This window comes from Bradyrhizobium sp. B039, from assembly GCF_038965675.1.
In the GTDB taxonomy this organism is placed as follows: Bacteria; Pseudomonadota; Alphaproteobacteria; order Rhizobiales; family Xanthobacteraceae; genus Bradyrhizobium; species Bradyrhizobium diazoefficiens.
Genome location: NZ_CP152416.1, coordinates 6,019,828 through 6,036,911, shown reverse-complemented (window position 1 = coordinate 6,036,911; position 17,084 = coordinate 6,019,828). Strand labels below are relative to the sequence as shown.

At 65.8% G+C, this 17,084-nt stretch carries 20 protein-coding genes; 8 read left to right on the top strand and 12 right to left on the bottom strand.

Annotation, left to right across the window (positions count from 1 at the left end; genetic code table 11):
• Positions 1–9: 9 nt before the first annotated feature.
• From AAFG50_RS28830 to AAFG50_RS28810, 5 genes are all read right to left on the bottom strand, one after another.
• Complete coding sequence (locus AAFG50_RS28830; RefSeq protein WP_011088538.1) at positions 10–306, bottom strand: hypothetical protein; 297 nt, start codon at positions 304–306, stop codon at positions 10–12.
• Between the two features lie 106 nt (positions 307–412).
• Positions 413–967, bottom strand: coding sequence for a septation protein IspZ (locus AAFG50_RS28825; RefSeq protein ID WP_011088537.1), 555 nt, complete (start codon positions 965–967; stop codon positions 413–415).
• 12 nt (positions 968–979) lie between these two features.
• Complete coding sequence (locus AAFG50_RS28820; RefSeq protein ID WP_028173311.1) at positions 980–1,555, bottom strand: hypothetical protein; 576 nt, start codon at positions 1,553–1,555, stop codon at positions 980–982.
• Positions 1,556–1,630: 75 nt separating this feature from the next.
• Complete coding sequence (locus AAFG50_RS28815) at positions 1,631–1,885, bottom strand: hypothetical protein (RefSeq protein WP_028173312.1); 255 nt, start codon at positions 1,883–1,885, stop codon at positions 1,631–1,633.
• Between the two features lie 133 nt (positions 1,886–2,018).
• Complete coding sequence (locus AAFG50_RS28810) at positions 2,019–3,416, bottom strand: carotenoid oxygenase family protein (protein ID WP_028173313.1); 1,398 nt, start codon at positions 3,414–3,416, stop codon at positions 2,019–2,021.
• A gap of 103 nt (positions 3,417–3,519) precedes the next feature.
• Between AAFG50_RS28810 and AAFG50_RS28805 the strand changes: the two genes are divergently transcribed.
• Positions 3,520–4,248 carry a TetR-like C-terminal domain-containing protein gene (locus AAFG50_RS28805; protein ID WP_028173314.1) on the top strand — a complete coding sequence of 243 codons (729 nt, stop codon included), beginning with the start codon at positions 3,520–3,522 and terminating at the stop codon, positions 4,246–4,248.
• 22 nt (positions 4,249–4,270) lie between these two features.
• Here the strand turns inward: AAFG50_RS28805 and AAFG50_RS28800 are convergent, their stop codons facing one another.
• The gene (locus AAFG50_RS28800; protein ID WP_074076767.1) at positions 4,271–4,894 is read right to left on the bottom strand and encodes a hypothetical protein; all 624 of its coding nucleotides are present in this window, start codon (positions 4,892–4,894) and stop codon (positions 4,271–4,273) included.
• A 145-nt stretch (positions 4,895–5,039) separates the two neighbouring features.
• On the opposite strand from AAFG50_RS28800, the gene AAFG50_RS28795 reads away from it, so the two are divergent.
• Positions 5,040–5,600, top strand: a complete 561-nt coding sequence (locus AAFG50_RS28795) for an SET domain-containing protein (RefSeq protein WP_011088531.1) — start codon at positions 5,040–5,042, stop codon at positions 5,598–5,600.
• A 131-nt stretch (positions 5,601–5,731) separates the two neighbouring features.
• On the opposite strand, the gene AAFG50_RS28790 is transcribed toward AAFG50_RS28795, so the two are convergent.
• Both AAFG50_RS28790 and AAFG50_RS28785 read right to left on the bottom strand, forming a co-directional pair.
• Positions 5,732–6,130 (bottom strand): hypothetical protein, encoded by a 399-nt coding sequence (locus AAFG50_RS28790; RefSeq protein WP_028173316.1) that lies wholly within the window; start codon positions 6,128–6,130, stop codon positions 5,732–5,734.
• A gap of 54 nt (positions 6,131–6,184) precedes the next feature.
• Positions 6,185–6,415: a hypothetical protein gene (locus tag AAFG50_RS28785; RefSeq protein ID WP_080668125.1), complete on the bottom strand. Its 231-nt coding sequence runs from the start codon at positions 6,413–6,415 to the stop codon at positions 6,185–6,187.
• A 199-nt stretch (positions 6,416–6,614) separates the two neighbouring features.
• Here AAFG50_RS28785 and xylB point away from each other — a divergent pair, with 199 nt between their 5' ends.
• From xylB to AAFG50_RS28755, 6 genes are all read left to right on the top strand, one after another.
• Positions 6,615–8,060: a xylulokinase gene (gene xylB / locus AAFG50_RS28780; RefSeq protein WP_028173318.1), complete on the top strand. Its 1,446-nt coding sequence runs from the start codon at positions 6,615–6,617 to the stop codon at positions 8,058–8,060.
• A 126-nt stretch (positions 8,061–8,186) separates the two neighbouring features.
• Positions 8,187–9,710 carry a sugar ABC transporter ATP-binding protein gene (locus tag AAFG50_RS28775; RefSeq protein WP_028173319.1) on the top strand — a complete coding sequence of 508 codons (1,524 nt, stop codon included), beginning with the start codon at positions 8,187–8,189 and terminating at the stop codon, positions 9,708–9,710.
• Complete coding sequence (locus AAFG50_RS28770) at positions 9,703–10,743, top strand: ABC transporter permease (RefSeq protein ID WP_011088527.1); 1,041 nt, start codon at positions 9,703–9,705, stop codon at positions 10,741–10,743. Before AAFG50_RS28775 ends, AAFG50_RS28770 begins: the two co-directional genes overlap by 8 nt.
• Before the next feature lie 121 nt (positions 10,744–10,864).
• Positions 10,865–11,812: an ABC transporter substrate-binding protein gene (locus AAFG50_RS28765; protein WP_028173320.1), complete on the top strand. Its 948-nt coding sequence runs from the start codon at positions 10,865–10,867 to the stop codon at positions 11,810–11,812.
• Positions 11,813–12,053: 241 nt separating this feature from the next.
• Positions 12,054–12,875, top strand: coding sequence for a helix-turn-helix transcriptional regulator (locus AAFG50_RS28760; RefSeq protein ID WP_028173321.1), 822 nt, complete (start codon positions 12,054–12,056; stop codon positions 12,873–12,875).
• Between the two features lie 71 nt (positions 12,876–12,946).
• Entirely contained in the window at positions 12,947–13,612 is a 666-nt protein-coding gene (locus AAFG50_RS28755; protein ID WP_028173322.1) for a DsbA family oxidoreductase, read from the top strand.
• Between the two features lie 7 nt (positions 13,613–13,619).
• On the opposite strand, the gene AAFG50_RS28750 is transcribed toward AAFG50_RS28755, so the two are convergent.
• The 4 genes from AAFG50_RS28750 to AAFG50_RS28735 form a co-directional block, all read right to left on the bottom strand.
• Positions 13,620–14,789, bottom strand: a complete 1,170-nt coding sequence (locus tag AAFG50_RS28750) for a GNAT family N-acetyltransferase (RefSeq protein ID WP_028173323.1) — start codon at positions 14,787–14,789, stop codon at positions 13,620–13,622.
• 163 nt (positions 14,790–14,952) lie between these two features.
• The gene (gene ccoG / locus AAFG50_RS28745) at positions 14,953–16,392 is read right to left on the bottom strand and encodes a cytochrome c oxidase accessory protein CcoG (protein WP_028173324.1); all 1,440 of its coding nucleotides are present in this window, start codon (positions 16,390–16,392) and stop codon (positions 14,953–14,955) included.
• Between the two features lie 28 nt (positions 16,393–16,420).
• The gene (locus tag AAFG50_RS28740) at positions 16,421–16,810 is read right to left on the bottom strand and encodes a DUF302 domain-containing protein (protein WP_011088521.1); all 390 of its coding nucleotides are present in this window, start codon (positions 16,808–16,810) and stop codon (positions 16,421–16,423) included.
• A gap of 42 nt (positions 16,811–16,852) precedes the next feature.
• Positions 16,853–17,056: a DUF2892 domain-containing protein gene (locus AAFG50_RS28735; protein ID WP_011088520.1), complete on the bottom strand. Its 204-nt coding sequence runs from the start codon at positions 17,054–17,056 to the stop codon at positions 16,853–16,855.
• Positions 17,057–17,084: the final 28 nt, after the last annotated feature.

The following is a 17,084-nucleotide window of genomic DNA, read 5'->3' as shown; positions in this document are numbered from 1 at the left end:
TGCGTGGCCTTACGCCCGCGCGCCCGTGAACGGGAAGCTGCCCATCGGGCCGATGCCCATCTCGCCGCTGATGCTGTCGCCGGAGACGGTACCGCTGAATTCGAGCGTGAGCGGCATCGGTTTGTCGATCGAGACTTTCCAGGAGACGTTGTCGCCAGAGACGCTGCCGTCGAAGATCTCGGCGGAGTTACCTTCCGCAACCTGCGCGCCCGTGAGCGTGCCGCCCGCGGCCTTCAGGCTGAGCGTCGAGTTGCGCTCGCCCATCGGCGTCGTCATGGTCAGATTCCAGTTGCCGTCTACGGCCATTCCCGTCTCCCGAACAAATCCCGGCGGGCCGCGACGATCCGCGGCCAGTCCTGAGCGAGCCTATAACCCAACTCGGCGCGCCTGCCTAACGCTGCATTGGAGGCATTTAGGCGCGGGCCGCGGCGCGCCGGCGGCTGGTGACGATGAGCCGGAGCACGACATACTGCACGGCAAAGGCGAGGATCTTGGCGCCGCCCGCGACCACCGTGATGTAGAACGCCCACAGCTTCAGATCGCCCGTAGCGGCGACCGCGATCATGCCGGCTCCGATCACGAACATCAGCGCCGCCCAGGCATAGCCCGCAGCGGTGACATATTCCGGAACGGTCTCGGCGACGATCGGCGGCATGTAGCGCAGCATCCAGCCGCGCTTGAGCATGATGGCGCCGATCGCGAAATGCGCGATCGAGGGCTTTGCCAGCATGAAGCGGGGATCATTGGTCAGTAGCGTGACCGTGCCCAGCACGACGACGAGCGCGAGGCTTGCATAGGTCATGTAGTTGAGCTGCTGCCCCTTGACGCGGGCGTAGATCACCTGCGCGATCGCACCGGCAATCGCCACCGACGTTGCCAGGACGACGTTGTCGGTGATGAGGTAGACGACAAGGAAGACGATGGCGGAGAGGAAGTCGGAGGCGAGGCGGGCGAATACGTCCTTCATCGTCGATCCTGTTCAGCGGGCGTTGGGCAGCGCGGCGGCCGGCGTACCGTACTTGATCTGGCGATACTCGGGATACCATTTTGTGAAGTAGATCGCGCTGTTGCGGGCGGCGAAGGCGACCGCAAGGCTCGACCAGAGCGGCAGGCCCGGGACATAGAGTAGCACGAGATTGGCGGCTGCCATCAGCAGCGCCGCCGCGGTCCAAGCGCCGGTGATGACGTAATTGGCATAGAGAAAGCCGGGCATCGCCGCGGTCTCGGCCGGGACCGATTCGATCGCATATTGCAGGGTGAAGGGACGGCGGACCAGCATCGAGCCGAGCGAGATGACGAAGATCCCGACATCGACCGACAGCTTGATGCCGAGCGTGCCGAGCGCGGGGTCGATCAGCGCGAGGTAGAGGCCGATCGCGGCGAACTCGATCGCGGAGCCCGCAGCCAGGATCTTCACCGAGCGGCCCTGCGCCACGTCGATGGCCACGGTGGCGAGGCAGATCGCGGAGGCCGCGAAGACGCTGACCGTGGCCGACGTCACCAGCATCAGGAAAGTGTAGGCGCCGTAGGGCGCGAGGATCAGGAAAATCGTCATGGGCCGCCTCGGCGAACCGATCTTTACAATGGAAAGATTCCTACTTCAGGGGCGCGCGTGGGTCAAGCAATATCTTTACAGTGTCAAAATCACGTAGGCGACCTCCAAAAGATGAAGGCCTGCAACGACTTGGTCCGATGCCTCCGCGGCCAATTCCGCCCAGGGCAGGAGCGGCAGCGCGCAGCCGGTCATGAAGCCGGCGGAGAGCAAGATGCCGCCGTTGAAGGTGCCATGGCTTCCCCGCCACAGCCAGGTCATCCAGAGTGCGAGCGCGGCGCAGGCCAGGGCGAGGACGGCGAGACAGTCGGCGGTGATCGAGGGCATGTGCATGGGAAACTCCTCTTTCCGTCATTCCGGGGCACGCGAAGCGTCGAGCTACGATGCGCAATTGCGTGTTTGAGGATCCGTCGAGCCGCAGAAATGGATTCCGGGTTCGCGACTTCGTCGCACCCCGGAATGACGGCTATGCCGCTCCCACCCAATTGCCGTGAAAGCCGTCGGGCACGCGGTGGCCGAGCTGCACCAATGCGGCGGGGCCGGCCTCGATGTCGGTGGCATTGAACACGGCGAGGTCGCTGCGGTTCTCCCGCGCGCGCCACACCACGGCGAGCAGCCAGCCGTCGCCTTCGGCTGCATCGCTCGACCGCTCGACGAAGACCGGCTCGGAGATGGTGTCGCCGGCCGGCAGCAGATAGTGGCCGAGCCGCCGGCCATTGCCGTCGACATGGACGATGCCGGACAGCGCGCCGAACATCGGTAGTTTTGGATTGGCGCAGGCGTACCAGCCGTGACGGCTCTTCAGCCCGGCGCGGCGATCGTCGATGCGCGGGAATTCGCCGGTGAGGTCGTCCAGGTACGTCTGCTGGAAGCGATCGGTATTCCCCGAGAGATCGAAGGTCCAGCGGCAATGGCGGGCGCGCGATTTCTCCGGATCGGTCGGCCGGCCGTCGGGATGCGGGAACAGCGGCGCCTCCTCGAACTGCATGACGTCGGCGATGATGCGGCCATTGTCCTCCCACGCGTTCATGACGTGGAAGACGTAGCAGGCTTCGCCGCGAAACCAGACGATGTCCTTGGCCGTGCCGTTGCGCTTCATCACGCCGACATAGGCGCCCTTGTCCGGCTCCCAGGCATAGGGCGGCCGTCCGCTCATCGCGCGCTCGATGCTGCCGGCGATGGGGAGGATCGGAAACAGCACATGGTTCGCGGTGACGATGAAGTCGTGCACCATGCTGGCATAGGGCGCCTCGAAACGTTCGAACCGCGTCGCCTTGCCGGCGGCATCGATCGATCCGTAGGAGAGGGCAGGCGTCAGCGGTCCCGCGGCGTTGTAACCGAAGAACAGCATCTCGCCGGTGACGGGATCGACCTTCGGATGCGCCGTGAAGCTGCCGGCGACGCGGCCCCGATAGTTGTGATAGCCGCGCGTGGCCAGCGTGCCCGGCTCGATCTCGGTCGGCAGATGCGCTTCTTCCAGCGCCAGCAGCTTGCCGGCATGGAAGATGATGTTGGTGTTGGCGACGCCGCCGTCGGTGAGATCAGGTGGGGCATCCGGCAGCTTGCGGCCGAAGCCGCCGAACAAAGCGCGGCCGGCGTCGTGCTCGGCGAGCCATTTCGGCGTGCGGACCCAGCGGTTGCGGTAGCTGGCGCGGCCATTCTCGAGGTGGAAGGCGTGCAGCATGCCGTCGCCGACGAACCAGTGCGCGCCGGGCGCGTCGAATTGCGGATTGGGGCCGTTGCGAAAGAGCGTGCCGTTCAGCTCGCGCGGCAATTCGCCGATGATCTTGAGGAAGGGCGCGTCGGCCTCGAATGGAATCGGCGCGATATTGTTGCGGCGCTCGGCGATGGCGTCGTGCTGCACGGCGTGCCCCTTATCTTTACATCGTAAAGATCAATTAGCCGCGTCGGCAGTTCTGGTCAAGTGAAATCTTTACACTGTCAATATTGCGTCATATAGCTTGCAAATGGCCAAGACCGACACCAAAGGCGAAACGGCGCGAAGCTCGCGTGCCCCCAGAAGAACGACGTCGACCGCGGCATCGCGCCCGGTGCGCCGTGCGGCGAGTGCGAAGACGGAGGCGCCGTATCATCACGGCGCGCTGCGCGAGGCGCTGCTCCAGGCCGCCGAACGGGTGCTGGAGCGCGACGGGCTTGCGGGCCTGACGTTGCGCGCGGTGGCGCGCGAGGCGGGTGTATCGCATGCTGCGCCGACCCATCATTTCGGCGATCTCACCGGCCTTCTCAGCGAGCTCGCGGCCGTCGGCTTCCGCCAGTTCAACGCGGCGATGGCGTCAGCCTGCGACACCGCGACCACGCCGCTCGCGCGCGCGCTGGCGCGGCCGAAAGCCTATGTCGCCTATGCGCAGGCCCATCCCGGCATGTACGGCATCATGTTCCGCACCGAGCGGCTCGACTATTCCAGGCCCTCGCTGCACGAGGCTGCCGAAGCCTCCTTCGCCGGACTTGCCAACGCCATCGGCGCGATGCGGCAGGAGCAGATCAGCGGCGACGCGCTGACGCTCGACCAGGGCGCCGCGATCGCGCGCGCTTGGTCGATGGTGCACGGCTTCACCACCCTGCTGCTCGACGGACGGCTCAAGGATATTTTGGAGCGGCTGCCCGAGGGGACGACGGCCGAACGGCTGCTTGAGGTGATGCTGACGGCGCCGATTACAGCGAAGTTGCCGACATAGCGCCTTCGATCGGGCGCAGCCCCTACCGCATCGTCGCGAGCTCGACGGCGCGGCCGCGCGTGCCGATGACCTTCACCTCGTCCTTGCAGCAGGTGAAGCCGCGGGCAAAATCGTCCGCGGCCTTGCGTGCGAGCTCATTGGCGTTCGGGTTGGCGATCGCATCGACATAGGCGACGTGGCAGACCGGGCCCGGCGGCAGCCGCGTGACGACCAGCATGGCCTTGGTGTTCGGCCGCCCCTGCTTGTCGGGATCGGTGCCGTCGGCGATGTGCCAGCGCTGGATGATCGCAAACGGCTTTTGGCCGGCGGCGCGCCACTCGACGGTGGTCTCGGATGAATTGAACGGGGCGAACCAGATCTTGGCCGCCGGTTCCTCGGCCGCTTCCTTGCGATTGCGCCCGACCGAGACGATCTCGCGAAGATCGTCCTCGGCGATCAGCACCATCAGGCCATCTTTGCCGGGACACATACGCGTCGTGCTGCCGTCGAGCTCGCTGGGCTTTCCGAGCTGGCGGCAGTCCTTGGGCGCCGTCGAAGTGTACGTGCTGCCCACGGATTGGGCGTTTGCGCCACCAAGGACGGTGCACATCAGCAACACGGCCAGACACGTTGTGGTGATGCGGGTCATCATGAGGCTTTGATGCATCGGGAACTCCGTACCATCAGACGTCTTGATTGTGGGCAAGGTTCAAACAGGCCTACCTGAGACCTGACAGCGGCGCGGAATCGTTCTAGAAGAGCGGCTTCGCTTGGGCCCGTCCGGCCTTGTTCGCGTCCTCGTTCTCCAGATCATGCCAGCCATTTCGTCGAACAAACCTTATCGCGTCGGCCGCTCCAAGACCGGGCTCGGCCTCTTCGCCACCAAACCGATCAAGAAGGGGACCCGGATCATCCGTTATTTCGGACCGATCCTGGACTCGCGGATCCCTGCGCACGACGAGATCGAGAACAAATATCTGTTCGAGCTCAACGGCCGCTGGACCATCGACGGCTCGGTGCGCAAGAACCTCGCCCGCTACATCAACCATTCCTGCCGGCCCAACGCCGAGTCCGACGTTCGCCCGCGCGAGCGCAAGGTCTTCATCCGCGCCATCAAGAACATCGAGCCGGGCGACGAGATCAACTACGATTACGGCACCGACTACTTCAAAGCCTATCTGAAGCCGATCGGCTGCAAATGCGCCTCCTGCGAGACCAAGCGCAAGAAGCTGCGCGCCGAGGAGCGGGCCGAACGCGCCAAGGTGAAGGCGCGCACGGAAGCCAAGGCCAAGAAGGCAGGCGCCAAGGCCGTCAAAAAGAAGAAGCTCAACGGCCACGCCGTCGGCAAGGCCAACGGCAGCGCGCGGGCGTAGCCGTTCATCGCGGTGTCATGCCCCGCGAAAGCGGGGCATCCAGTACGCCGCGGCTTCTCCATATCCCTCAGGCGTCTCTGGAATACTGGGTCGCCCGGCTAAACCGGGCGACGACAGCAGCAGATGCGGCCTCACGCCGCCACGACGCGCCCGCTCTTCCGCAATCCCACATATTGCAGCTCGGCGAACACGCCGGTGGCGATCGCCTGGGCCACGACCATGAGCTCGCCCGCGATGTTCGGCGAGACCGCGCCCGAGAGCAGCAGCGCGATGCTGCCGACCGTCCAGGCCGCGTTGCCGACCACGACGAGCAGGACGAGCGGCTTCGGCACCGCGGCGCGCGCGGCAAGCCAGCCGACCAGCGCGGTGTAGGCGATCAGGAACAGGCCGGTCTCGCGCAGCAGCGCTTCGGGCAGGTTGAACAACGTTGCGAAGGCGCCTGCGCCGAAAGTGAAGCCAAGGGCGGCCACGCCGCTGAAGATCGCGTCGGCGAGCAGGGCGCGGCGCAGGAAGGTGGATGCGTCAATCATCGTAGGTCTCCTTGCTTGGGTTGGGCTTGGGGGTGGAATCTTGGGGGGGGGAATTCAGCGCAGTCTGCGCCACCAGGCGCGGAGCAGGCGGGCGATGCGGAACGGGCAGAGGCTCCTGCCGACGCCGTGCTCGAAGGCGAGCACCTGTGCGACCACATAGTCGCCGGTCGAATGCACCAGCGGCTCGGGCATGTTGAGGCTGCGCGCCAGCATGCGGGTGGCGAGCGCCATGGCCCAGGGAACAAGGTGGTCTGCAACGGTCCGGTAGAGCAGCAGCGCGATCATGGTCATCTCCTGTGCTAGGGAAGATGCGCCGCAGCGACGCCGAATTCGATTACCTCGCAGGTAAGCGGGGCGGCTCTGCGGCTCTTTCAGCCTGGAGATCGACGAATGGCAGAGCCTGCCTTGACGCGATCAGGCTTCTTGGATTGATTGGGCTATCCGACCGCCGTCGTCCATCCGGCGTCGGCAATTGTACGCATCCATGTATCTCGGCATCGATCTCGGCACCTCGGCGGTCAAGACCGTTCTCGTCGACTCCGCGCAGCGCGTGATTGCCAGCGAAAGCCGGCCGCTCGCGACCGCTTCGCCGCGGCCCGGCTACTCCGAGCAGGATCCCGCGCAGTGGGTCGAGGCGACCTTCGCCACGCTGGATGCCTTGAAGGCGACGCATGCCGGCGCGTTGGCCGTGGTCGAAGGCATCGGACTGTCGGGCCAGATGCATGGCGCCACGCTGCTCGACGCGAGCGCAAGACCGCTGCGGCCTTGTATCCTCTGGAACGACGGGCGGTCCGTCGCCGAGTGCCGCATCCTGGAGCAACGCTGGCCCGCCTTGCGCGCGACGACGGGCAACAAGGCGATGCCCGGATTCACCGCGCCAAAGCTGCTCTGGATTGCGACGCACGAGCCCGAGGTTTTTGCCGCGACGAAACGCGTCCTGCTTCCGAAGGCCTATTTGCGCCTGGTCCTGACGGGCGAAGCCGTCGAGGATGTCTCGGACGCATCGGGCTCGCTGTGGCTCGACGCCGCGCGCAGGGACTGGTCGGATGCAGCACTGGCCGCGACCGGCCTGTCGCGCGATCACATGCCGCGACTGGTCGAGGGCTGCGCGCCCGCGGCAACATTGCGCAGCGAGCTCGCGCAACGCTGGGGCATGGTCAGACGGCCGACCTTCGCGGGCGGTGCGGGTGATAATCCGGCGGGTGCCGTCGGCATTGGCGCGATCAGGGCGGGAACCGCGTTCATCTCGCTGGGAACCTCGGGCGCCTTGCTGGTGCCGACGAGCAGGATCGCCGCCAACCCGGATCGCGGGGTGCATACGTTCTGCCACGCCATTCCCGCAATGTGGATTCAGGCTGGCGCGATTCTCTCCGCGGCCTCCTGTCTTGCCTGGATTTCGCGCTTGTTCGGCATTGCCGAGGCGGAATTGCTGGCACCGCTTGGGTCGCGCCCGCAGATGCCCTCGCCGGTGAGCTTCCTGCCTTACCTGGCGGGTGAGCGGACACCGCACGACGATCCTGCCGTGCGCGGCATGCTCGATGGCTTGAGCCACGGCACCGATCGCGAGGCGATCGTGCAGGCCGTGCTCGAGGGCGTTGCCTTCGCGCTCGCGGATTGCCGCGACGTGCTCGCGGATGCCGGCATTGCGGTCGCGGAAGCCGATGCCATCGGAGGCGGTTCACGGTCCCGGTTCTGGTTGTCGGTGCTGGCAAGCGTTCTGAATGTTCCGATCCATCGCTTTGCCGAAGGTGAAACCGGCGCGGCGTTCGGTGCGGCAAGATTGGGGCGTCTTGCTGTCACGGGTGAGGCAATCGACGCCGTCTGCACGCCGCCGCGACGCGTCGAGACGTTCGAGCCTGATCGCGTGCTCGTCGATGCCTATGCCGATCGGCTTCCCGCCTGGCGCGAACTGTATCGGCCACGCCGCTAGCGCCGTTTCGATTTCGCTTTCCCGTCTGTTCGGTATTGCCCTGTGCCGCGGCGTTTTGTTTAATGCGCGAACCGCGCTGAGAAAACGAGACGCGGGTGGGAAACGCATTGTGCGTCGGGAGGCACGATGAACGATCCGATCCTCGAGATGCGCGGGGTCTCGAAAAGCTTCTTCGGCATCAAGGCGCTGCGTGCCGTCGATCTCACCGTCTATCCCGGCGAAATCCATGCCCTGATGGGCGAGAATGGCGCCGGCAAATCGACTCTGATGAAGATATTGTCCGGCGCCTACCGGCCCGATCCGGGCGGAGAGATCCGCATCGAAGGCAGGCCGGTGCGGATCGAAGGCCCGCTCGGCGGCCGCGCCGCGGGCATCTCCATCATCTATCAGGAGCTGTCTTTGGCTCCCAATCTCAGTGTCGCGGAGAATATTTATCTCGGCCGCGAGATCTCGCGCTCGGGCTTGCTGGCGCGCGGCGCCATGCGCCAGGGCGTCGGCCCCATCCTGGAACGGCTGGGCGCGGACTTCCAGCCATCGACATTGGTGGCGCATCTGTCGATGGGCCAGCGCCAGCTCGTCGAGATCGCGCGTGCGCTGCACGCGAGGTCGAAAATCCTGATCATGGACGAGCCGACCACTGCGCTGTCGGCCGGCGAGAGCGAACGGCTGTTCGCGCTGATCCGTCAGCTCCGCGCCGAGGGGCTCGCCATCATCTACATCTCGCATCGCATGGACGAGGTCTACGCGCTCGGCGACCGCGTCACCGTCTTGCGCGATGGCCGTCTCGTGGGCTCACTCGACAAGCCGGAGATCCGCGCCGATACCATCGTGCGGCTGATGGTGGGGCGCGACGTCTCCTCCTTCTACAAGAAGGACCATGACCCGGAGGCGGGGCGGGGACACCCCGTGCTCAGTGCGATCGACATGTCTGACGGCCGGCGCGTCAAGGGCTGCTCGCTCACCGTGCATGCCGGCGAGGTAGTGGGGCTTGCCGGCCTGATCGGTGCCGGACGCACGGAGCTTGCGCATCTCATCATCGGCGCGGCGGCAAAAACGTCGGGCCGTCTCGAACTCGAAGGCCGCCCGATCGACATCCGCACGCCCGGCGAGGCGCTCGAGGCCGGCATCGCCTATCTGACGGAGGACAGGAAGGCGCTCGGCCTGTTTCTCGACATGTCTTGCCTGGACAACATCAATCTCGCGGTGCTCGGGCGCGATGCGAAGCTTGGCTGGTTCCTGGATGGTGACAAGGCGCGCGAGCGCGCCGACAGGGCCTTCGCGGGGCTCAGCATCCGCGCGGCCAATGTCGGCGTGCCGGCCGGGGGCCTGTCCGGCGGCAACCAGCAGAAGGTGCTCTTGTCGCGGCTTCTCGCCATCGCGCCAAAGATCCTGATCCTCGACGAGCCGACGCGCGGCGTCGATGTCGGCGCCAAGTCGGAAATCTATTCGATCATCGACAATCTCGCCAAGGCCGGTACCGCGATCCTCGTGATCTCGTCCGACCTGCCTGAGATCATTGGCATCTGCGACCGCGTCATCGTGATGCGGTCGGGACATATCGCAGGCGAAGTCAGCCGAACCGAGACGGCGCCGCTCAATCAGGAGGATATCATGGCACTTGCTACGGGGATGGAGCATCTCGATGCCTGATAACGGATCGACGCAGGCGAAGGCCGCCACGGCAAACGGCCTGGCCGCCGCCCAGGAGACCAGGCGTCAGCGCATCAGGCTTCTGATCCGCGCGGCCGGCATGCTGCCGGTGCTGCTGCTGCTATGCGCCGGCTTTCACTACCTGTCGGATGGCCGTTTCTTCACCGGACAGAATCTCGGCATCGTCTTGCAGCAGGCCGCCGTCAACACCGTGCTTGCCGCGGGCATGACCTTCGTCATCCTGACCGGCGGCATCGATCTCTCGGTCGGCTCGATCCTGGCGGCGTCCGCGATGGCCGGCCTGACGATCTCGAAACTGCCGGAGCTCGGGGCGCTGTGGCTGCCGGCCGCCGTTCTCACCGGCCTCGGCTTCGGTGTCGTCAATGGCGCGCTGATCGCGCTGTTGCGCCTGCCGCCGTTCATCGTGACGCTGGGCTCGCTCACCGCCGTGCGCGGTCTGGCGCGGCTGCTCGGCGCCGACACCACGGTGTTCAATCCTTCCATTCCCTACGCCTTCATCGGCAACGGCTCGCTGACGCTCGTTCCGGGCGTTGCTTCGATCCCGTGGCTCTCGGTGATCGCTTTGCTCGTCATCCTCGTCTCGTGGCTGGTGCTGCGCCGGACCGTGCTCGGCGTGCACATCTACGCGGTGGGCGGCAACGAGAGCGCGGCGCGGCTTGCCGGCATCAAGGTCTGGGCCGTGCTGATCTTCGTCTACGGCGCGTCGGGGCTGCTGGCCGGACTTGGCGGCGCCATGCAGGCGGCGCGGCTCTATGCGGCCAACGGTCTTCAACTCGGCCAGTCCTATGAACTCGACGCCATCACCGCCGTGATCCTCGGCGGCACCTCGTTCGTCGGCGGTATCGGCTCGATCTGGGGCACGCTGGTCGGCGCGCTGATCATCGCGGTGCTTTCGAACGGCCTGATCCTCACCGGCGTCTCGGACATTTGGCAATATGTGATCAAGGGCCTGGTGATCATCGGCGCCGTGGCGCTGGACCGCTATCGGTTGCAAGGCTCGGCCAGAACCTAAGGGGCTCGGCCAGAACCTGAAAGGTGCGGCGCGCAGCTGAGCGCGGGTGGTTCGATGTGAGATTCCGGTACGGCAACTGGTCAGCCGTGCCGGAGATGAAGACAGACCAGGGAGGAAGCCAATGTTGAAGACGATCACGCTTGCCGGCGCCGCGACGGTGCTTGCCCTAAGCACCGCGCCGTCCTTCGCCAAGGAGCTCAAGTCGATCGGCGTTTCGCTCGGCTCGCTGGGCAACCCGTTCTTCGTCGCGCTGTCGAAGGGCGCCGAGTTCGAGGCCAAGAAGGCCAATCCCAATGTGAAGGTCACCACGGTCGGCTTCGAATACGACCTCGGCAAGCAGGTCACCCAGATCGACAATTTCATCGCCGCCGGCGTCGACCTGATCCTGTTGAACCCCGGCGACCCCAAGGCGATCGGACCGGCAATCAAGAAGGCGCAGGCGGCGGGTATCGTCGTCGTCGCGGTCGACACCGCGGCCGAAGGCGCCGATGCCACCGTGACCACGAACAACGTCCAGGCCGGCGAAATTTCCTGCCAGTACATCGTCGACAAGCTGGGAGGCAAGGGCGACGTCATCATCGAGAACGGGCCGCAGGTTTCCGCCGTGATCGACCGCGTTGTCGGCTGCAAGAACGTCTTCTCGAAGAATCCCGGCATCAAGGTGTTGTCCAACGACCAGGACGGCAAGGGCTCGCGCGAGGGCGGCCTCACCGTTGCGCAGGGTTACCTGACCCGCTTCCCCAAGATCGACGCCATCTTCGCCATCAACGATCCGCAGGCGATCGGCACCGACCTCGCAGCGCGCCAGCAAAACCGCACCGGCATCGTCATCACCGCGGTGGACGGCGCGCCCGACATCGAGGCCGCGCTGAAGGATCCCGCATCGCTACAGATCCAGGCTTCCGCGTCACAGGATCCGTTCTTCATGGCGCGGCGCGCCGTGCAGGTCGGTGTCGGTATTCTCAATGGCCAGAAGCCGGCATCGACCGTCGAACTCCTGCCGTCGAAACTTGTGACCCGGGACAATGTCGCCGAGTACAAGGGGTGGACGTCGGATCGGTCGCAGTAGTCATTCTGCACCTGTCGCGGGACTTATCGGCCGGTGGCGCTCGGACGGTGCAGGCTGCGCGTTCGAGGCCGCCGTGGGCGCGCCGGAAGACGGCCCAGGAAATGCCCGGCAATGGTCTTGCATGACCATTGCGCGGACATCGACGCGCGTCGGCAATCCAGCGATTTCAGGAACTCAAGCGCCAATTCGATTACCTCGCGGGTAATGGAAGGGCTGAAATCCGCGTGCTAGGTTTTCGACCATGAACGCACATGCATCCACGGCGCACGCCGAACGCAGCCAGCCGATCCATATCGGTGACCATTTGCGCGAATGGCGTCAGCGCCGCCGGATGAGCCAGCTCGATCTGGCGGGCGAGGCGGAGATTTCCGCGCGGCATCTGAGCTTCGTCGAGACCGGCCGCGCCGCGCCCTCGCGCGACATGGTGCTGAGGCTCGCCGAACGTCTCGACGTGCCCTTGCGCGAACGCAACGTGCTGCTGGTCGCCGCCGGCTTTGCGCCGGCGTTTCCGCAGCGCGCGCTGGAGGATCCCGCCTTGAAATCAGCCCGCCAGGCGATCGACCTCGTCCTCAAGGCTCACGAGCCCAATCCGGCGCTCGCGGTGGACCGGCACTGGAACCTGGTCTCCGCAAACCGCATGGTGGCGCCGTTGCTCGACGGCATTCCGCAGCGGCTGCTCGGCCAACCGTTCAACGTGCTGCGGCTCGCGTTTCATCCCGAGGCGCTGGCGCCGCGCACGGTCAATCTCGCGGAGTGGTGCGGGCATCTGCTGGAGCGGCTGCACCGGCAATGCGAGGCAACGGCCGATCCGGAGCTGATCAAGCTCTACAACGACCTGAAGAGCTACCCGATCCCGGCACGCTCGGCGCCGCTGTCGAGCGACAATGTCGCCATCCCCTTCAAGCTGCGCCACAACGGCGAGATACTAAGTTTCTTCTCCACCACCATGGTGTTCGGCACGCCCGTGGACATCACCCTGTCGGAGCTTGCGCTGGAGACGTTCTTTCCGGCCGACGAGCGTACCGCGGAGCGGCTGAAGCAGATGGCAGCAGCTATGACATAGCGCTCTTGCCTCGGGCCGGGTTCGGCCTATCTTTGGGCGAACCCTTAAAGTGCCCGAAGGAGGCGCCTGACATGAGCACGCTGAAACCGCTCCAGATCGACGTCGTCTCCGACGTGGTGTGCCCGTGGTGCTATATCGGCAAGCATCGCATCGAAAGCGCGCTGGCGCTCGTGCCCGACGTTCCGGTCAGGCTGAATTTCCGCCCCTTTTTCCTCAATCCGTGGGTGCCGCGCGAGGGCATCAGCCGCGAGGCCTATCTCACCCAGAAGTTCGGCTCGGTCGAGGCCTATAAGGGCATTGCGGGGCGCGTCGTCGCGGCCGCGAGCGAAGAGGGCCTCGTCTACAAGCCGGAGCTGGTCGCACGTCAGCCCAACACGACCGACTGTCACCGCCTGATCCTCTGGGCGGAAGCGATCGGCAAGGCGCCCGAGATGAAGCAGCGCCTGATGGAGCTCTACTTCCGCGATGGCGGCGACCTCACCGACGTCAACGTGCTGGTGCAGGCGGCCGCCGATGTCGGCCTCGATGCCGACGACGTGCGCAAGCGCCTTGCCACCGACGAGGACGTCGCGCGCGTCTCGGCCGACGCGCAGGAAGCCTCCGAGAAGGGCATCTCCGGCGTGCCGACCTATGTCTTCGCGCAGAAATACGCCGTCTCCGGCGCGCAGGACCCGAACCTGCTCGCCCGCGCCATCCGCCAGGTCTCGGCGGAGATCAACGCGCAGGCGGCGGAGTAGGTTTCGCTTATTTGCGGAGGCGGCGGACCACGCGTCGCGTGGCCTCGTGCGCGGCGTTGAGGCCGACCAGTGCTGCGTGAACGAGCGGCACGACCGGATCGTTCCGCCGCAGCGGGATCAGCACGTCACCGATCGCAAACCGCCCGCGCCAGATCGGGTTGATCATGGGGTGGTCGGCGCTCGCGGTGGAATCCGCGCTGGCGATGGCGGGGTCGGCGCAGAGATGGCGGGTGAGGTCGAGCGTGAGCTGCACGCCCGGCGAATATCTTGCAAAGCGTTCGTCGATGCCGAGCTTGAAGAAGAAGGCGCGGTCCTGATGGCGCAGCACGATGCCGGCGGCGACCGGAATCGTGCCGGCGCGCAGCGTGACGATCTCGCACTGCGCGGTCTCTGCCAGCGCCGGCACCGCGCGGCGGATGAAGGTCGCATCGCCCGCATGCTGGATCAGCGCGGTGCCGCGCTTGCCCTTCCAGCCGCTGGCTTCGAGCTGCAAGAATGTTTCGAGTGCGGGCCCGATCTCGTCAGGCCGGCGCGCGACCTCGAACACGACGGGGCCGTGCTCTTCGAGACGATGGCGCTGGCGACGCAGCTCCTTGAGCTTCCTGGCGCCGAGCGCCTCGCGCAGCAGCGTCTCGCCGTCCTGCGTAGCATCGAGGCTGGCGCGGATGTAGGAGCTGAGAACACGCGGCTTCAGGCCGTCGCGATTGAGAGCCTGTTTGAGCGACGCCATGGCCGCGCCGTCGAGCGCGACGTCGTTCAGCACGAGCGCATGCGCGCCGGTCTCTCGCGCCTGCTGCAGCAGACGCGTCGCCGCCTCGATCGGCGCGTCGCGGTCGATCAGCGGGCTGCACAGCGTGCCATAGGGATGCGCGCTCACCAACGCGGGCAGGGGAATCTTCCATGCCCGCCACAGCGAGATCACCGGCATCAGCCCGATCAGTCGCGTCGAATATCCGTCGAATGCGGGCAGTGCCGAGGCCCCCGTGCGGCCGCGCGCGGTCGCGCTGACGGCGAGCTCCCAGGCGGGCAGGTAATATCCGTTCGGCTCGACCGCCCGCTGCGCGAGCGCGCGCCATTGGCCGGCTTCAATTGCATCAAGCGGGACGAGCGCGCGCGTCGTCGTGGCATGCTTTGCCGATGCCGGATTGATCGCTGCCTGGTGCGCGATGTCGACCACGTCCCGTCGTCCCCGTTCACGCGGGCTGAGCCCGGATTACGCGGTCATCCTTAGCGCAAAGATTGGAAAATCCCGTTGGGATACCGCTTCAATTCGAGCGGTAGTGTTAACGTCTCGTTCAGCATCCGGCGGCAGCCGCCGGATGCGCCATGGCATGTGGGAGCTACTGCTCGCCCGGCACGAAATGATCGCGGGCGCTTGCGCGTCCGCCACCGGCGGTGTCGGTGATGGCGATGCCGACGTCGCGGGAGGTCTTCGGCAGGTCGCCGGGACCGACCTGCACCGACAGCCTGACCTCGCGGGTCTGATCCTGCCCGACCTCGATGACGGGCTTGCCGTCGGAGCCGGCTTCGATGCCGGCGACGCGAACGGTGGCGCCGGGCAGGCCGGAGACCTCGAGCGCAAACGATCGCTGCGCGCCCTTGTTGAGGATACGGACGGTGTAGTCGTTGCGCACCCCGCCATCCGAGAGCTGGACGAAGAGGGGATTGCGCTCATGCAGCACGTTGACGTCCATCGTCGTACGCGTCGCGAGGGCATAGAGCATGATGCCGCCGACGATGGCGATGGCCGCGGCATAGGTCAGCGTGCGCGGACGGATGATGCGGTAGAGCGGCGCCTTGCCCTCGCGCCGGCGCTGCATGTTGATGTCGGTATCGTAGCCGATCAGGCCGGCGGGCCGGCCGATCTCGCGCATCACGTTGTCGCAGGCGTCGATGCACAGGCCGCACTGGATGCAGCCGAGCTGGATTCCGTTGCGGATGTCGACGCCGGTCGGGCAGACACTTATGCACTGATGGCAATCGACGCAGTCACCGGCGCGATCGCCATGCGCGCGGGCCGCGTCCGCCTTCTTCACCGACATGCGCGGCTCGCCGCGGTCGCGGCGATAGGTGACGTTGAGCGCCCATTCGTCGGTCAGCGCCGCCTGGATGCGCGGCCACGGACACATGTAGATGCACATCTGCTCGCGGGCGTGACCGGCAAAGACATAGGTCGTGGCGGTGAGGATGCCGATCCAGAGATAGGCGATGAACGGGGCCTGGAAGGTAGCGAGCTCCTTCACCAGCGTCGGCGCGTCGGAAAAATACAGCACCCAGGCGCCGCCGGTCCACCAGGCGATCATGATCCAGAGAAAGTGCTTCAGCGCGACCTTCCGGATGTGATCGAACGTCCAGTAGCGCTTGTCGCCCTGCATGCGCTCGCGCCGGTCGCCCTCGACCCAGCGCTCGACCGCGTAGAACAGGTCGGTCCACACCGTCTGCGGGCACATGTAGCCGCACCACAGCCGGCCGGCGACCGCGTTCATCAAAAACAGCGTCATCGCCGCGATGATCAAGAGCCCGGTGAAATAGTAGACCTCCTGCGGCCACAGCTCGATGAAGAAGAAGTAGAAGCGCCGATGCGGAAGGTCGATCAGCACCGCCTGGTCCGGCAGGCCGGGTCCGCGATTCCAGCGCACGAAGGGCAGGAGATAGTAGGTCCCGAGCGTGACGCAGAGGATCGCCCATTTGATGCGGCGGAAAGGGCCCTGGACGGATTGCGGATAGACCTTCTTCCGCTTCTCGTAGAGAGGTCCCTCGATGAAGGTGTCGTCGCTCATGGTCGGCCTCTGCAATCTGCGAATGGTCTCACGCAATCTCGGCGACGACTTGCTTCAGCAACTCGCGAACCTGTCCGGCGACGGCGCCGAGCTTCGGATTCTCGATCGCCGCCATCGAGGCGACGGGATCCACTGCCGAAATCTCGACCTTGCCGCCCTCCCGCTGCTGAACTACGACGTTGCAGGGAAGCATCGTACCGATCTTGTCCTCGAGGGTCAGCGCCTCATAGGCGAGCTTGGGATTGCATGCTCCGAGGATGAGGTAGGGTCGAAACTCGGCCCCGAGTTTCTTGTTCAGGGTATCCTTGACGTCGATCTGGGTGAGCACGCCGAAGCCATGGTGCTTCAGCGCCGCGGTCGTGGCCGCAACCGCCGCGTCGAACGGCAGGTCGACCGTTTTCGAGAAGTGATAGGTCATGGACTGTCTCCGTGGAATTGGGCTGTCTTCGCCGCGTCGCGCTCAGGAGAACGCGCAGCCGCTGCTCAGGCCGAGCTTCTTGAACACGATCGCAGCGGGGCAGAAGCCCGTGAACGAGGCCTGCAGCATGTTCAGCCCGGCGAACGCCGTCAGCAGATACCAGTACGCATTCACGTAGGTGCCCAGTGCGAGTCCAAGCAGGACGACGAAACCTGCGAAGGCGAGAACGGCTTTGTCGACATTCATGGCATGCTCCTCTTTGACTATGTTGGCG

Excerpts from the sequence above, each read along its gene's own strand:
- AAFG50_RS28830 (WP_011088538.1), bottom strand. The coding sequence starts at position 306 with ATGGCCGTAGACGGCAACTGGAATCTGACCATGACGACGCCGATGGGC.
- AAFG50_RS28825 (WP_011088537.1), bottom strand. The coding sequence starts at position 967 with ATGAAGGACGTATTCGCCCGCCTCGCCTCCGACTTCCTCTCCGCCATC.
- AAFG50_RS28820 (WP_028173311.1), bottom strand. The coding sequence starts at position 1,555 with ATGACGATTTTCCTGATCCTCGCGCCCTACGGCGCCTACACTTTCCTG.
- AAFG50_RS28815 (WP_028173312.1), bottom strand. The coding sequence starts at position 1,885 with ATGCACATGCCCTCGATCACCGCCGACTGTCTCGCCGTCCTCGCCCTG.
- AAFG50_RS28805 (WP_028173314.1), top strand. The coding sequence starts at position 3,520 with ATGGCCAAGACCGACACCAAAGGCGAAACGGCGCGAAGCTCGCGTGCC.
- AAFG50_RS28800 (WP_074076767.1), bottom strand. The coding sequence starts at position 4,894 with ATGCATCAAAGCCTCATGATGACCCGCATCACCACAACGTGTCTGGCC.
- AAFG50_RS28795 (WP_011088531.1), top strand. The coding sequence starts at position 5,040 with ATGCCAGCCATTTCGTCGAACAAACCTTATCGCGTCGGCCGCTCCAAG.
- AAFG50_RS28790 (WP_028173316.1), bottom strand. The coding sequence starts at position 6,130 with ATGATTGACGCATCCACCTTCCTGCGCCGCGCCCTGCTCGCCGACGCG.
- AAFG50_RS28785 (WP_080668125.1), bottom strand. The coding sequence starts at position 6,415 with ATGATCGCGCTGCTGCTCTACCGGACCGTTGCAGACCACCTTGTTCCC.
- xylB (WP_028173318.1), top strand. The coding sequence starts at position 6,615 with ATGTATCTCGGCATCGATCTCGGCACCTCGGCGGTCAAGACCGTTCTC.
- AAFG50_RS28775 (WP_028173319.1), top strand. The coding sequence starts at position 8,187 with ATGAACGATCCGATCCTCGAGATGCGCGGGGTCTCGAAAAGCTTCTTC.
- AAFG50_RS28770 (WP_011088527.1), top strand. The coding sequence starts at position 9,703 with ATGCCTGATAACGGATCGACGCAGGCGAAGGCCGCCACGGCAAACGGC.
- AAFG50_RS28765 (WP_028173320.1), top strand. The coding sequence starts at position 10,865 with ATGTTGAAGACGATCACGCTTGCCGGCGCCGCGACGGTGCTTGCCCTA.
- AAFG50_RS28760 (WP_028173321.1), top strand. The coding sequence starts at position 12,054 with ATGAACGCACATGCATCCACGGCGCACGCCGAACGCAGCCAGCCGATC.
- AAFG50_RS28755 (WP_028173322.1), top strand. The coding sequence starts at position 12,947 with ATGAGCACGCTGAAACCGCTCCAGATCGACGTCGTCTCCGACGTGGTG.
- ccoG (WP_028173324.1), bottom strand. The coding sequence starts at position 16,392 with ATGAGCGACGACACCTTCATCGAGGGACCTCTCTACGAGAAGCGGAAG.
- AAFG50_RS28740 (WP_011088521.1), bottom strand. The coding sequence starts at position 16,810 with ATGACCTATCACTTCTCGAAAACGGTCGACCTGCCGTTCGACGCGGCG.
- AAFG50_RS28735 (WP_011088520.1), bottom strand. The coding sequence starts at position 17,056 with ATGAATGTCGACAAAGCCGTTCTCGCCTTCGCAGGTTTCGTCGTCCTG.